This window comes from Streptococcus gordonii (assembly GCF_001553855.1).
Taxonomy (GTDB): Bacteria; Bacillota; Bacilli; order Lactobacillales; family Streptococcaceae; genus Streptococcus; species Streptococcus gordonii.
Map to the genome: position 1 here is coordinate 179,081 of NZ_LQWV01000012.1, position 13,011 is coordinate 192,091.

The 13,011-nt window shown below is 43.4% G+C and carries 13 protein-coding genes and 1 pseudogene; all 14 read left to right on the plus strand.

The features are described from left to right. The 14 genes and pseudogenes from AWH02_RS03885 (at nucleotide 1) to argH (ending at nucleotide 12,926) form a co-directional block, all read left to right on the plus strand. Nucleotides 1-1,770, plus strand: coding sequence for an ABC transporter ATP-binding protein (locus AWH02_RS03885; RefSeq protein WP_060553201.1), 1,770 nt, complete (start codon nucleotides 1-3; stop codon nucleotides 1,768-1,770). Nucleotides 1,771-1,948: 178 nt separating this feature from the next. After that, on the plus strand, nucleotides 1,949-2,638 hold the full coding sequence (locus AWH02_RS03890) for a gamma-glutamyl-gamma-aminobutyrate hydrolase family protein (RefSeq protein WP_045634457.1): 690 nt from the start codon (nucleotides 1,949-1,951) through the stop codon (nucleotides 2,636-2,638). A 263-nt stretch (nucleotides 2,639-2,901) separates the two neighbouring features. Then, nucleotides 2,902-3,351, plus strand: a complete 450-nt coding sequence (locus AWH02_RS03895) for an 8-oxo-dGTP diphosphatase (RefSeq protein ID WP_060553200.1) — start codon at nucleotides 2,902-2,904, stop codon at nucleotides 3,349-3,351. A gap of 84 nt (nucleotides 3,352-3,435) precedes the next feature. Further along, nucleotides 3,436-3,879, plus strand: coding sequence for a dUTP diphosphatase (locus AWH02_RS03900; RefSeq protein ID WP_060553199.1), 444 nt, complete (start codon nucleotides 3,436-3,438; stop codon nucleotides 3,877-3,879). Between the two features lie 9 nt (nucleotides 3,880-3,888). After that, nucleotides 3,889-4,347 (plus strand): cysteine hydrolase family protein, encoded by a 459-nt coding sequence (locus AWH02_RS03905; RefSeq protein WP_060553198.1) that lies wholly within the window; start codon nucleotides 3,889-3,891, stop codon nucleotides 4,345-4,347. Nucleotides 4,348-4,365: 18 nt separating this feature from the next. Further along, nucleotides 4,366-4,881 (plus strand): histidine phosphatase family protein, encoded by a 516-nt coding sequence (locus AWH02_RS03910; protein WP_060553197.1) that lies wholly within the window; start codon nucleotides 4,366-4,368, stop codon nucleotides 4,879-4,881. Nucleotides 4,882-4,893: 12 nt separating this feature from the next. Further along, nucleotides 4,894-6,255 carry a DNA repair protein RadA gene (gene radA / locus AWH02_RS03915; RefSeq protein ID WP_081041919.1) on the plus strand — a complete coding sequence of 454 codons (1,362 nt, stop codon included), beginning with the start codon at nucleotides 4,894-4,896 and terminating at the stop codon, nucleotides 6,253-6,255. A gap of 112 nt (nucleotides 6,256-6,367) precedes the next feature. Further along, nucleotides 6,368-7,078, plus strand: a complete 711-nt coding sequence (locus tag AWH02_RS03920; RefSeq protein WP_008808197.1) for a TIGR00266 family protein — start codon at nucleotides 6,368-6,370, stop codon at nucleotides 7,076-7,078. Nucleotides 7,079-7,159: 81 nt separating this feature from the next. After that, nucleotides 7,160-7,645: a GNAT family N-acetyltransferase gene (locus AWH02_RS03925; protein WP_045505265.1), complete on the plus strand. Its 486-nt coding sequence runs from the start codon at nucleotides 7,160-7,162 to the stop codon at nucleotides 7,643-7,645. A 148-nt stretch (nucleotides 7,646-7,793) separates the two neighbouring features. Then, nucleotides 7,794-7,913 (plus strand): annotated as a pseudogene (locus tag AWH02_RS11145) (TIGR00266 family protein); the annotation flags it as partial. 136 nt (nucleotides 7,914-8,049) lie between these two features. Continuing rightward, nucleotides 8,050-8,544 (plus strand): beta-class carbonic anhydrase, encoded by a 495-nt coding sequence (locus tag AWH02_RS03930; RefSeq protein ID WP_060553196.1) that lies wholly within the window; start codon nucleotides 8,050-8,052, stop codon nucleotides 8,542-8,544. A gap of 149 nt (nucleotides 8,545-8,693) precedes the next feature. Then, nucleotides 8,694-10,151: a glutamate--tRNA ligase gene (gene gltX / locus AWH02_RS03935; protein ID WP_060553195.1), complete on the plus strand. Its 1,458-nt coding sequence runs from the start codon at nucleotides 8,694-8,696 to the stop codon at nucleotides 10,149-10,151. A 175-nt stretch (nucleotides 10,152-10,326) separates the two neighbouring features. Then, nucleotides 10,327-11,526 carry an argininosuccinate synthase gene (locus AWH02_RS03940; RefSeq protein ID WP_060553194.1) on the plus strand — a complete coding sequence of 400 codons (1,200 nt, stop codon included), beginning with the start codon at nucleotides 10,327-10,329 and terminating at the stop codon, nucleotides 11,524-11,526. A gap of 14 nt (nucleotides 11,527-11,540) precedes the next feature. Then, nucleotides 11,541-12,926: an argininosuccinate lyase gene (gene argH / locus AWH02_RS03945; RefSeq protein ID WP_060553193.1), complete on the plus strand. Its 1,386-nt coding sequence runs from the start codon at nucleotides 11,541-11,543 to the stop codon at nucleotides 12,924-12,926. Nucleotides 12,927-13,011: the final 85 nt, after the last annotated feature.

Genomic DNA, 13,011 nt, shown 5'->3' on the forward strand with positions numbered 1-13,011 from the left:
ATGCGGACCGTAAAATTTTTCTGGAAATATTTTAAAGACTATACCTTATCATTTCTTATTGTAATCGTGATGATGATTGCTTCTACTATTTTACAAGTGCTCTTTCCGATTTATGTTGGTCAGGCTGTTCAACATCTAGTTGAATTAGGCAATGCCTTGGCTAATGGCGGAGAAAAAAATCAGCTTTTAGTTGCCTTTACGTCCCTTATGACCAAGCTGTTTCTAACCTTTCTCTGTCTATCAATTTCTAGCTTGATTTATATGGTTTTGATGAGCCGAGTTATTTCGCATTCGACCAATGAGATGCGAAAGGGATTGTTTGGAAAACTAGCTAAATTAACCGTATCCTTTTTTGACCGTCATCAGGATGGGGATATCCTATCGCGCTTTACTAGTGACTTGGATAATATTCTTCAAGCCTTGAACGAAAGTATGATTCAAGTCTTAAGTAATATTCTTCTCTACCTTGGCCTAGTGATCATCATGTTTCAGCAGAATGCTCGCCTGGCTTGGATTACTGTTGCCAGCACTCCCCTAGCTATTGTGGTTTTAGTCGTGATTGTTAAACTAGCTAGAAAGTACACCAATCTCCAGCAAAAAGAAGTTGGTCGCCTCAATGCTTATATGGACGAGACTATTTCGGGTCAGAAGGCTATTATTGTTCAGGGCATGCAAGAAGAAGTTATCAAAGGCTTCCTTGAGCAAAATGATCGAGTCCGTTCAGCTACTTTTAAGGGCAGAGCTTTCTCAGGTCTTCTCTTCCCTATCATGAATGGAATGAGTCTGATTAATACAGCCATTGTGATTTTTGTTGGATCGGCTGTATTGCTTAGCGATCCTAATATTGAAACGGCTGTTGCAGTTGGCTTGATTACGACTTATGCTCAGTTTTCTCAGCAATATTATCAGCCTATCATTCAGATTGCAGCTAGCTGGGGCAGTCTACAGTTGGCCTTTACAGGTGCTGACCGGATTCAGGAGATGTTTGATGCGCCCGAGGAAGTCCGGCCAGAGAATGCACCTGCTTTCACAGAGCTCACAGACTCAGTAGAGATCAAGCAGGTGGACTTCTCTTATGTAGAAGAAAAGCCCATCCTCAAAGACGTGTCTATCTTTGCTCCTAAGGGTAAGATGACGGCTGTTGTTGGCCCGACTGGATCAGGTAAGACGACCATTATGAACCTGCTCAATCGCTTTTACGATGTGGATAGTGGCAGTATTGAGTTTGACGGTCGCGACATTCGAGATTATGAGTTGGACAGTCTGCGGAGCCATGTGGGGATTGTTCTGCAGGATTCGGTGCTTTTTAGTGGCACGATTCGGGACAATATCCGCTTCGGTGTGCCGGATGCTAGTCAGGAAATGGTCGAAACGGCTGCGCGTGCGACACATATTCATGACTATATCGAAAGTCTACCAGACAAATATGATACCTTGGTAGATGATGACCAGAATATTTTCTCAACTGGGCAGAAACAGTTGATTTCCATTGCTAGAACTTTGCTGACGGACCCGCAAGTCTTGATTTTAGACGAAGCGACTTCCAATGTTGATACGGTAACAGAGAGCAAGATTCAGCAGGCTATGGAAGCCATTGTAGCTGGTCGAACTAGCTTTGTCATTGCCCATCGCCTCAAGACGATTCTCAATGCTGACCAGATTATCGTCCTTAAAGATGGAGAGGTGATTGAGCAAGGGGACCACCATCAACTTCTTCAACTCGGAGGATTCTATTCAGAACTCTATCATAATCAATTTGTCTTTGAGTAAAGAATTGATTCATATTTTACAACTCTCGTTTGAATTTCAATTTCATTCGGGAGTTTTTCCTTAAAACTTTCTAGCAAGTACTTGATAAAAAATTTTTATAAGTTGCTTTAAAAAAATTTATTGGACGAGAAGTGCTAGTCGTGGTAAGATAAAGTATATCTTGAGAAAGGAGTCTCCTATGTGCAGAACAATTGTTGGAATTTCGGCCAATCTTTGCCCAGTTGATGAAGACGGAAAAAATATTCACACCTCTGTTTCACGAAAGTTTGTGGACGGCGTACGAATGGCTGGTGGTCTGCCAATGGTGATTCCTCTTGGCGATAAAAGCCTGGTCGAGGATTATGTAGAAACCATAGACAAGCTGATTTTATCAGGTGGACAGAATGTCCATCCAAAATTCTATGGAGAAGAAAAAACTATTGATAGTGACGATTATAATATCGCCCGTGATGAATTTGAATTAGCACTTTTAAAAGAAGCCTTACGCCAGAACAAACCTGTTATGGCAATTTGTCGTGGTCTGCAACTGGTAAATGTTGCTTTTGGTGGTACTTTAAACCAGCAGATTGATAATCATTGGCAGGGTCAGCCTTTTGGGACTTCGCATTCGATTCGTACTGAAAAGGGGAGTGTTGTAGAGCGTTTATTTGGTCAAGCTAGCCGGATTAATTCCGTTCACCGCCAAAGCATCAAGGATTTGGCTCCTAATTTTCGCGCGACAGCCTTTGATCCCAGAGATAACACAATTGAAGCTATCGAGTCCATTGATAACCATCGGATTATTGGTCTTCAATGGCATCCAGAGTTTTTGATCGGCGAAGAAAAGGGAAATTTAGAGCTATTTCACTATCTTTTGCAGGAATTATAAAAAATTTTAAACCTTTCAGTTTGCTTTTAGGAAAGTTTAAGGTAAGAGATTTATACTAAGAACATAAACAAAGACCTCCTAACTTTGTTTAGAAATCCTAAAACTTTTCTTTTTCATAATAATCTCCCTATAAGAACCGCCCAATTGGCGGTTTTTTTGCTGGAAAGGCTGAGAAATCTGGATTTTCAGAAATTTGATGTCTTTTATGTTATAATGAGTCACAAGTAGGCCGAGCGAATCGGTCGGTAGATGGAGGAAGAGAGATGTCAAGAGCGGAGCGAGTTATTTTAACAAATATGTGTATGGTTTACGATGGAGACCGCATTTTAGTGCAAAATAAAGTAAATGATGATTGGACCGGCCTTTGCTTTCCAGGTGGCCATGTTGAAAATCGTGAATCCTTTGTCAAATCAGTGATACGGGAAGTCAAGGAAGAAACAGGTTTGACTATCTACGAGCCTCGCTTGTGTGGTGTCAAGCAGTTTTATACTGAAAAAGATGAGCGCTACATCGTTTTTCTTTACAAGACCAATCGTTTTGAAGGAGAGCTGGTTTCATCCGACGAAGGCAAGGTGTTCTGGATTAACCGTGAAGATTTTGACAGCTACTCGCTGGCTGTGAGCTTTAAGGAAATGTATCAAGTTTTCACATCAGATTTGACGGAGCAGTTTACCTATCTGGATAATGGAGAGATCATCAGAGATCTATACTAGGGAGAATCGCCAATTGGCGGTTTTTTTGCTTGTTTTTACCGAATTTAGTATAATAGGGGCAGTAAAAATAGAAAAGAGAAATGCATGAAAATTCGTGGATTCGAGCTGGTTTCCAGCTTTACAAATGATGATTTGCTACCCAAGAGAGAGACGGCTCACGCAGCTGGCTACGACTTGAAAGTGGCAGAGCGTACCGTCATAGCACCGAGAGATATTAAGCTAGTTCCGACCGGTGTCAAGGCCTATATGCAAGCCGGAGAGGTACTTTATCTTTACGACCGCTCGTCCAATCCTCGCAAAAAAGGCTTGGTCTTGATTAACTCCGTGGGGGTCATTGATGGCGACTACTATGGCAATCCTGGAAACGAAGGTCATATCTTTGCTCAGATGAAAAACATCACAGATCAGGAAGTCATTCTTGAAGTTGGCGAACGTGTGGTTCAGGCTGTCTTTGCACCCTTTTTAATTGCGGATGGAGATGAAGCAGATGGCGTGCGGACTGGCGGGTTTGGATCAACAGGGAAATAGAGTGAAAAAATGGAAGACTATTTATTAGTTGTAGATATGCAGTCAGATTATGTTGCTGCAGGAAAAGCATATGATAATGAAGCACTGACTGCGGCTGTCAATGACAAAATAGCTAGTTATCCCAGCAATCGGGTTATCTATATTCTCAACCGTTTTTTCTGGGAGAGAAAAGATAGGAAGAAGAAATTTGCGACCGGCTTGAAGGTTATATCTTCTCGCATCTTTGAGAAGCGTCGGTCTTCTTGCTTTACTAATCCAGATTTAAAAGAGTTTTTAGAGGGAACTGGTGCTAAAAGCTTAGAGTTTATAGGGGTAGATGGCAATGGCTGTGTCAAGGCTTCCGTTTTGGCAGCTGTCAAGGAGAATTATCAGGTTTCTGTCGATTTGTCCGCTGTCGGAGTTGCCCACCAGAAGAAATTCTCTAAAACACTGAAGCAATGGCAAGATTGCGGAATCAAGATTAGATAGCTTTATGAGGACATTAATATGAAAATCATTTTTATCCGCCACGGAGAGCCAGATTATTCACTTTTGGAAGAGGCTGGTTACACTGGCTTTGGACTAGATTTGCCTCCCTTGTCGGCTGCTGGTCGTCGGATGGCGACAGAGGCAGCTGCTAATCCTCTGCTGGAACAGGCGGAAATTCTGATTTCATCTTCTGTGACGCGAGCTTTGGAGACGGCTTCCTATTTGATTCGAGACCGCCAACTGCCGCTTTTTGTGGAGCCTTTGCTGCATGAATGGCAGGTATATGAGAGTGGTATAGAAAAGTTTGAGCAGGCTCGGGAGTTGTTTTTTGAAAATAATGGTTGTCTCCTTGCAAGAAGTCCTGTCCAGTATGAAACGGCTGAGCAGATGAAAGCCCGCTTTTTCAGTGCCTTAAGCAAATACAGAGACTACGAGACGGTAGCTCTTGTAGCCCATCGCATGCTCATCCGCCAGTTTGTAGCTGATCAGCAGATTGATTTTTGCCAGTTTGTTGAATGTGAATTAGAAATATAAAGGAGATATCTCATCGCTAAGAAAAAAACGACCTTTGTCTGTCAAAATTGTGAATATCATTCGCCCAAGTATCTAGGCCGCTGTCCTAATTGTGGAGCGTGGTCTTCTTTTGTTGAGGAAGTAGAGGCTGCAGAAGTCAAGCATGCTCGTGTTTCCTTGACAGGTGAAAAGACTCGGCCCATGAAGCTGGCTGAGGTCACTTCGATTGATGTCAATCGGACCAAGACGGAAATGGACGAGTTTAATCGTGTGCTGGGTGGTGGAGTCGTGCCTGGCAGTCTGGTTCTGATTGGTGGGGATCCTGGTATTGGGAAGTCTACCCTGCTTCTGCAAGTATCAACCCAGCTTTCTCATCAGGGCACCGTCCTTTATGTCAGCGGGGAGGAATCAGCTGAGCAGATTAAGTTGCGGGCGGAACGCCTCGGTGATATTGACAGTGAATTTTACCTCTACGCTGAGACCAATATGCAAAATATCCGCACAGAGATTGAGAAAATCAAGCCAGATTTTCTGATTATCGACTCTATACAGACGGTGATGTCGCCGGAAATTTCCAGTGTCCAAGGCTCTGTTTCTCAGGTCCGAGAGGTGACAGCCGAGCTCATGCAGCTGGCCAAGACCAATAATATCGCGACCTTTATTGTTGGTCACATGACCAAGGAAGGAACCTTAGCTGGTCCTCGGACGCTAGAGCACATGGTGGATACCGTGCTTTATTTTGAGGGTGAACGTCAGCATACTTTCCGTATCTTGAGAGCAGTCAAGAACCGTTTTGGCTCGACCAATGAGATTGGCATTTTTGAGATGCAATCTGGCGGGCTAGTTGAGGTTGTCAATCCCAGTGAAGTCTTTTTAGAAGAGCGCCTGGACGGCGCGACAGGATCTTCTATTGTCGTGACCATGGAAGGAACGCGGCCAATTTTAGCAGAGGTGCAGGCTTTGGTGACACCGACCATGTTTGGCAATGCCAAGCGAACCACGACCGGACTGGACTTTAACCGAGCTAGCCTCATCATGGCGGTTCTGGAAAAACGGGCAGGACTCCTCCTGCAAAATCAAGACGCCTACCTCAAATCAGCTGGTGGTGTCAAGCTAGATGAACCAGCCATTGATTTAGCAGTAGCGGTAGCCATTGCCTCCAGCTACAAAGATTTGCCTACCAATCCTCAAGAGTGCTTTATCGGTGAAATTGGCCTGACTGGAGAAATCCGTCGAGTCAATCGCATCGAGCAGCGTATCAACGAAGCAGCAAAGCTGGGCTTTACCAAAGTCTACGCTCCTAAAAACTCTCTGAGTGGCCTCAAAGTTCCAGATAATATCCAAGTCATTGGTGTGACAACGATTGGGGAAGTCTTAAAGAAAGTATTTTCTTAGAACCTTGCTTTATAGGTAAACAAAACTGTCAATGTAATGATCTTGGTAGATAAATAAAACAGGTGCAAGGATTAGTTCTCTTTGCTCAAAACAAGATAAAAGGAGAAATCTGATGTCAGATAATCGCATGAATTTTACTATTGAAAACAATAGCCAATTTCCTTTTGTAGAAATTGTACTAGATAAAGGAGAAAAAGCTTATATTCAGCGCGGAAGCATGGTCTACCATTCTTCTAGTGTCAAATTAAGGACCAAACTGAATGCAAAAGGATCTGGTCTTGGTAAATTAGTTAAAGCAGTTGGGCGTTCGATGGTGTCTGGTGAAAGCACCTTTATTACGGAAGCTTTATCTGATGCAGATGGTGGCCTCTTAGCTCTAGCTCCTAATGTTCCGGGTCAGGTAATGCCCTTGTATTTGGGAGAGCATCAATATCGATTGAACGATGGAGCTTTCCTTGCTTTGGATGGTTCAGCTTTTTATACGATGGAACGCCAGTCTATTGGCCGTGCCTTGTTTGGCGGTCAAGGAGGTTTCTTTGTCATGACCACTCAAGGAGAAGGAACACTCTTAGTCAATGCCTTTGGAGCTATCAAGAAAATTGAACTGAAAGACCAAGAAATGACGATTGATAATGCCCATGTTGTTGCCTGGAGCAAAGACTTGCATTATGACATTCACTTGGAAAATGGTTTTTTACAATCTGTCGGTACAGGAGAAGGTGTTGTTAATACCTTCCGAGGTACAGGAGAAATCTATGTCCAAAGTCTAAATGTTGAAACTTTCGCTAAAATTTTGGGTGGATATATTCCTACAAAAGAGTAGGCTTGACTATTCCTGGGCACCATCGGATGCGGACTCGTTCGTGGCATTTTTTGCGGATTAAAGAGACGTTAGGAGAAAAAAGTGACAATTACTATAAAACCTTATCGGAAATCGGATAAAGAGGCTGTTTTAGAATTGTCAATACAGGCTTGGTCTCCAGTTTTTCCAAAAATGGAAAAAGGAGTTCCTAAGTTTGTTTATGACAATTTTTATCCTCAAGGGTGGGAAACAAGACAAATCAATGATCTAACAGCGGTCTTAGATGCAGAGGGTCAGTTTGCCTGGCTAGCTTTTCTGGAGGAAGAGTTGGTCGGCTGGATTCACATTCGCTTGCACCCTGAGGATAAAATGGGAGAGATTTATATACTAGCTGTTTCTCCAAGCTATCAGCGCCAAGGTGTCGGAAAAGCGCTCATGACCTATGCTTGTAATCAGATTAAACAAAAAGGGATGGAAATGGTCATGGTTGAGACGGGTGGTGATCCAGGTCATGCACCAGCCCGTAAAACCTATGAGAACTTTGGTTTTGAACAATGGCCTGTTGCTCGCTACTTTAAAAAGTTATAACTAATAGCTCTTTATCAACTATAGTGGGTGATAAAAGCTAGCATATAGAGCCGTTTATATAGGTTCTCTCTTTTTTTGAAATTGGGGAAGTTCTAAGTTCAAAACTTGGTCGTTTGACGTCCTTCATAGAACCATTAGTTGCTTCCACCTTGGCATCAGTGAGGGTGTTGTTAATGCCTTCCGAGGTACAGGAGAAATCTATGTTCAAAGTCTAAATGTTGAAACTTTCGCTAAAATTTTGGGTGGATATATTCCTACAAAAGAGTAGGCTTGACTATTCCTGAACATACAAATTTTTCATGAGTAAGAAGCTTTATCTCTGACAAATCTTGAAAAAGCTGGTAAGATAAGATTAATTTATTTGATAATCAAATAAATTTTTCAGAGATGAAGCAGAGGTGAATATGTCTTACTTTAAAAATTTTATGAAGGCCAACAGAGCGTATGTTGACTTGCATGGAACAGCTCATTTACCAATAAAACCAAAAACAAAGGTTGCTATTGTAACCTGCATGGATTCCCGACTTCATGTGGCTCCGGCCTTAGGTTTGGCTCTTGGAGATGCCCATATTTTGCGGAACGCTGGTGGGCGTGTGACGGAGGATATGATTCGATCCTTAGTGATTTCTCAGCAACAGATGGGGACCAGAGAAATAGTGGTTTTGCACCATACAGACTGTGGGGCTCAGACCTTTACCAATCCAGAATTTGCCTGTCACCTTGAAAATGTGCTAGGTGTGGATGTTAAGGGGCAAGATTTTCTGCCCTTCACAGATGTGGAAGAAAGTGTACGGGAGGATATGGAATTACTTCGAAAGTCTCCCTTGATCCCTGATGATGTAGAAATTTCTGGTGGTGTCTATGATGTGGATACCGGACGAATCCATGAAGTTCTATAAATAAATGTTCTAGTTTTCAATTAGTTTAGGAATGAAAAAAAGATTGCTTGCGGGTAATCTTTTTTTCTTACTTGTGCTATAATAGAAACGATTGAAAAGAGGCCCTTTGGTCCTCGATGATAAAAAGAATGATATAAAGGAGATCTGCTTTGGCAAAAGCTATTCGGGTGCGTTATGCACCAAGTCCGACTGGACTTTTACACATCGGAAATGCGCGGACTGCGCTCTTTAATTACCTCTATGCTCGTCATCATGGCGGGACCTTCATTATCCGTATCGAGGATACTGACCGCAAGCGCCATGTAGAAGATGGGGAACGTTCACAGCTTGAAAATTTGCGTTGGCTAGGCATGGATTGGGATGAAAGTCCAGAAACACATGAAAACTACCGTCAGTCTGAGCGTTTGGAACTCTACCAAAAATACATTGACCAATTGCTAGCTGAAGGAAAAGCCTACAAATCTTATGTCACAGAAGAAGAATTGGCAGCCGAGCGCGAACGCCAGGAAGCAGCAGGAGAAACACCTCGCTACATCAACGAATACCTTGGCATGAGCGAAGAAGAAAAAGCTGCTTATATTGCTGAACGTGAAGCAGCTGGAATCATACCAACTGTTCGTCTGGCTGTTAATGAGTCAGGTATCTACAAATGGCACGACATAGTCAAAGGTGACATTGAGTTCGAAGGTGGCAATATCGGTGGTGACTGGGTTATTCAAAAGAAAGACGGATATCCAACTTACAACTTTGCTGTCGTCATTGATGACCACGATATGCAGATCTCTCACGTTATCCGTGGAGATGACCACATTGCCAACACTCCAAAACAGCTCATGGTTTATGAAGCACTTGGTTGGGAAGCACCTGAGTTCGGTCATATGACCTTGATTATCAATAGCGAAACGGGTAAAAAGCTATCTAAACGTGATACCAACACTCTTCAATTTATCGAGGATTATCGTAAGAAGGGGTATCTGCCAGAAGCAGTCTTTAACTTTATTGCACTGCTAGGTTGGAATCCTGGTGGTGAAGATGAGATTTTCTCTCGCGAAGAACTCATTAAACTCTTCGATGAGAACCGCCTCAGCAAGTCTCCAGCAGCCTTCGACCAGAAGAAACTAGACTGGATGAGCAATGAGTACATCAAAAATGCGGATTTCGAAAGAATCTTTGCTCTGGCGAAGCCATACTTGGAAGAAGCAGGACGTTTGACAGATAAGGCTGAAAAATTAGTAGAGCTTTACAAACCACAAATGAAGTCAGTCGATGAAATTGTACCTCTGACAGATCTTTTCTTCTCAGATTTCCCAGAGTTGACAGACGCCGAGCGCGAAGTTATGGCAGGAGAAACCGTTCCGGTTGTTCTAGAAGCCTTCAAAGCGAAGCTGGAAGCTATGACAGATGAAGAATTTGTGACAGAAAACATCTTCCCTCAAATCAAAGCAGTTCAAAAAGAAACAGGTATCAAGGGTAAAAACCTCTTTATGCCGATTCGAATTGCCGTTTCAGGGGAAATGCATGGACCAGAACTGCCAGATACGATTTACCTATTAGGTCGTGAAAAATCTATCCAGCATATCGAGAACATGCTAAATCAAATTAAATAAGATGAACCAGCTTTCGGGCTGGTTTTTATTTTAATCCAGTATATAATATATTGTATTTGAATAAAAATTGATAAAACGTTTTTATTTTAATAAATATCGACTTTCTCTTGACATTTGCATTTTCATACCGTAGAATGTTTAAAAATACAAAATATAGAAGGGTAGGAGTAATCGCATGGTTAAAGAGAAAGTTATTTTGGCCTATTCAGGAGGCTTGGACACTTCGGTGGCTATTACTTGGTTGAACAAGGATTATGATGTGATCGCAGTCTGCATGGACGTGGGTGAGGGAAATGATTTGGATTTCATTCATGATAAGGCTCTGAAAGTTGGCGCTATTGAATCTCACGTCATTGATGTTAAAGACGAGTTCGCGGAAGGCTACGTCCTGGTTGCTCTGCAAGGACACACCTTCTATGAACAAAAATATCCTCTGGTGTCCGCTCTGAGCCGACCTCTGATTTCCAAGAAATTAGTTGAAATTGCCCACAAGACAGGGGCGACGACTATTGCCCATGGCTGTACTGGAAAAGGAAATGATCAGGTCCGTTTTGAAGTGGCTATCGCCTCCTTGGATCCCAAGCTCAAGGTGATTGCTCCGGTTCGGGAGTGGAAATGGTCTCGGGAAGAAGAAATCAATTATGCTAAAGCTAATGGTGTGCCAATTCCTGCAGATCTGGATAGTCCTTACTCAGTCGACCAAAACCTTTGGGGACGGGCCAATGAGTGCGGTGTCTTGGAAAACCCATGGAATGAAGCGCCGGAAGATGCCTATGATTTGACGGTTGCGCCAGAAGCAGCGCCAGATAGCCCAGCCTATGTAAATATTGATTTTGAGGCTGGTGTGCCGGTTGCTTTAGATGGCAAAAAGATGAAGCTGGCGGATTTGATCCTTGAGCTGAATGACTTAGCAGGACAACACGGTGTCGGACGGATTGACCATGTGGAAAATCGTCTGGTGGGGATTAAGTCTCGGGAAATCTATGAATGCCCTGGTGCAGTGACTCTCTTGACTGCCCACAAGGAAATCGAGGATCTGACTCTAGTCAGAGAATTGGCTCATTTCAAACCGATTATCGAAAATGAGCTGTCCAATCTCATCTACAATGGTCTCTGGTTTAATCCGGCGACAGAAGCTTTGATTGCCTACCTTAAGTCCACTCAGCAAGTGGTCAATGGAACAGCTAAAGTGAAGCTTTATAAGGGGTCTGCGACAGTTGTAGCTCGTAAGTCTGACAATTCTCTCTACGACGAAAATCTGGCTACCTATACCAGTGCAGATACCTTTGACCAGGATGCCGCGATTGGCTTTATCAAGCTATGGGGGCTTCCGTCTAAGGTTCACGCAGAGGTTCAGGCTCACAAAGACAAATAGAAAGGGGCTTTCCTATGGCGAATCATAAACTGTGGGGCGGACGTTTTGAAGCCTCACTGGAAGGCTGGGTAGAGGAATTTGGCGCTAGCATTGGATTTGACTATCATCTGGCCCCTTATGATTTAGAGGGCAGCCTAGCCCATGTAAAAATGCTGGGGCAGACAGGAATCATTGCTCCAGAGGAAGCAGTGGCTATTCAGACAGGCTTGGAAAAGCTGTTGGCACGTTATGAGGCTGGAGAGCTTGAGTTTGATGTGCGAAATGAAGATATTCATATGAATATGGAGGCTCTTCTGACCGAGGAGATTGGGCCAGTAGCTGGTAAGCTTCATACGGCTCGCTCTCGTAATGACCAGGTGGCGACAGATATGCACCTTTATCTCAAGGATCAGCTCGGTCAGATTGCGGATAAACTCTTGAATCTGCGTCAGGTGCTGCTGGACTTGGCTGAGGAGCATGTAGAGACTATCATGCCAGGCTATACCCATCTGCAGCATGCCCAGCCGATTAGCTTTGCCCATCATCTACTGGCCTATTATCAGATGTTCAGCCGGGATAGTCAGCGCTTTGCCTTTAATCTGGAGCATACGGATTTATCTCCTTTAGGAGCAGCGGCTCTGGCGGGGACAACGTTTCCAATTGATAGGGAGCTGACGGCTGATTTATTGGGCTTCAAGGGCATTTACCACAATTCCTTGGATGCGGTAAGTGATCGAGATTTTATCTTGGAGTTTCTATCTAACAGTAGCATTCTCATCATGCATCTGTCTCGTCTCTGCGAGGAGCTGATTAACTGGTGCAGCTATGAATACGGCTTTGTCAGCCTGTCAGACACCTTTAGTACTGGTTCTTCCATTATGCCGCAAAAGAAAAATCCGGACATGGCGGAGTTGATTCGGGGCAAGAGCGGCCGGGTCTATGGCCATCTCTTCAGTCTTCTGACGGTTATGAAATCTCTGCCCTTGGCCTATAATAAGGACTTGCAGGAAGACAAGGAAGGTATGTTCGATACAGTAGATACCATCACGAAGTCGCTAGATATTATGGCTGGTATGCTGTCTAGTATGACAGTAAACAAAGAAAAAATGCTGGTTTCAACTCAGCGGGATTTCTCCAATGCGACAGAATTGGCTGATTATCTGGCCAAGAAAGGACTGCCTTTCCGAGAAGCCCATGAGATTGTCGGGAAGTTGGTGCTGGAATGTAGCAAGGCAGGCTATTATCTACAGGATATTCCGCTGAGTCGCTATCAGGAAGTGTCGTCATTGATTGAAGAAGACGTTTATCAAGCACTTGAGTCGCAGACGGCAGTGCAAAAACGAAATTCACTCGGGGGGACTGGATTCGAACAGATTCGTCAGGAGTTGGAAAGAGCTAAAAAAGATTTGAACAACAAATAACATTTAGAAAACATCGTGAAAAAGAGCGATGTTTTTGCTTTATAAAAAGCTATAAATGAAGGTAGAAATAGCGCTAAAGGTTGCT

What these genes read in the sequence shown, in the direction of transcription:
- AWH02_RS03885 (WP_060553201.1), top strand. Translation starts at nt 1, where the DNA reads ATGCGGACCGTAAAATTTTTCTGGAAATATTTTAAAGACTATACCTTA.
- AWH02_RS03890 (WP_045634457.1), top strand. Translation starts at nt 1,949, where the DNA reads ATGTGCAGAACAATTGTTGGAATTTCGGCCAATCTTTGCCCAGTTGAT.
- AWH02_RS03895 (WP_060553200.1), top strand. Translation starts at nt 2,902, where the DNA reads ATGTCAAGAGCGGAGCGAGTTATTTTAACAAATATGTGTATGGTTTAC.
- AWH02_RS03900 (WP_060553199.1), top strand. Translation starts at nt 3,436, where the DNA reads ATGAAAATTCGTGGATTCGAGCTGGTTTCCAGCTTTACAAATGATGAT.
- AWH02_RS03905 (WP_060553198.1), top strand. Translation starts at nt 3,889, where the DNA reads ATGGAAGACTATTTATTAGTTGTAGATATGCAGTCAGATTATGTTGCT.
- AWH02_RS03910 (WP_060553197.1), top strand. Translation starts at nt 4,366, where the DNA reads ATGAAAATCATTTTTATCCGCCACGGAGAGCCAGATTATTCACTTTTG.
- AWH02_RS03920 (WP_008808197.1), top strand. Translation starts at nt 6,368, where the DNA reads ATGTCAGATAATCGCATGAATTTTACTATTGAAAACAATAGCCAATTT.
- AWH02_RS03930 (WP_060553196.1), top strand. Translation starts at nt 8,050, where the DNA reads ATGTCTTACTTTAAAAATTTTATGAAGGCCAACAGAGCGTATGTTGAC.
- AWH02_RS03940 (WP_060553194.1), top strand. Translation starts at nt 10,327, where the DNA reads ATGGTTAAAGAGAAAGTTATTTTGGCCTATTCAGGAGGCTTGGACACT.
- argH (WP_060553193.1), top strand. Translation starts at nt 11,541, where the DNA reads ATGGCGAATCATAAACTGTGGGGCGGACGTTTTGAAGCCTCACTGGAA.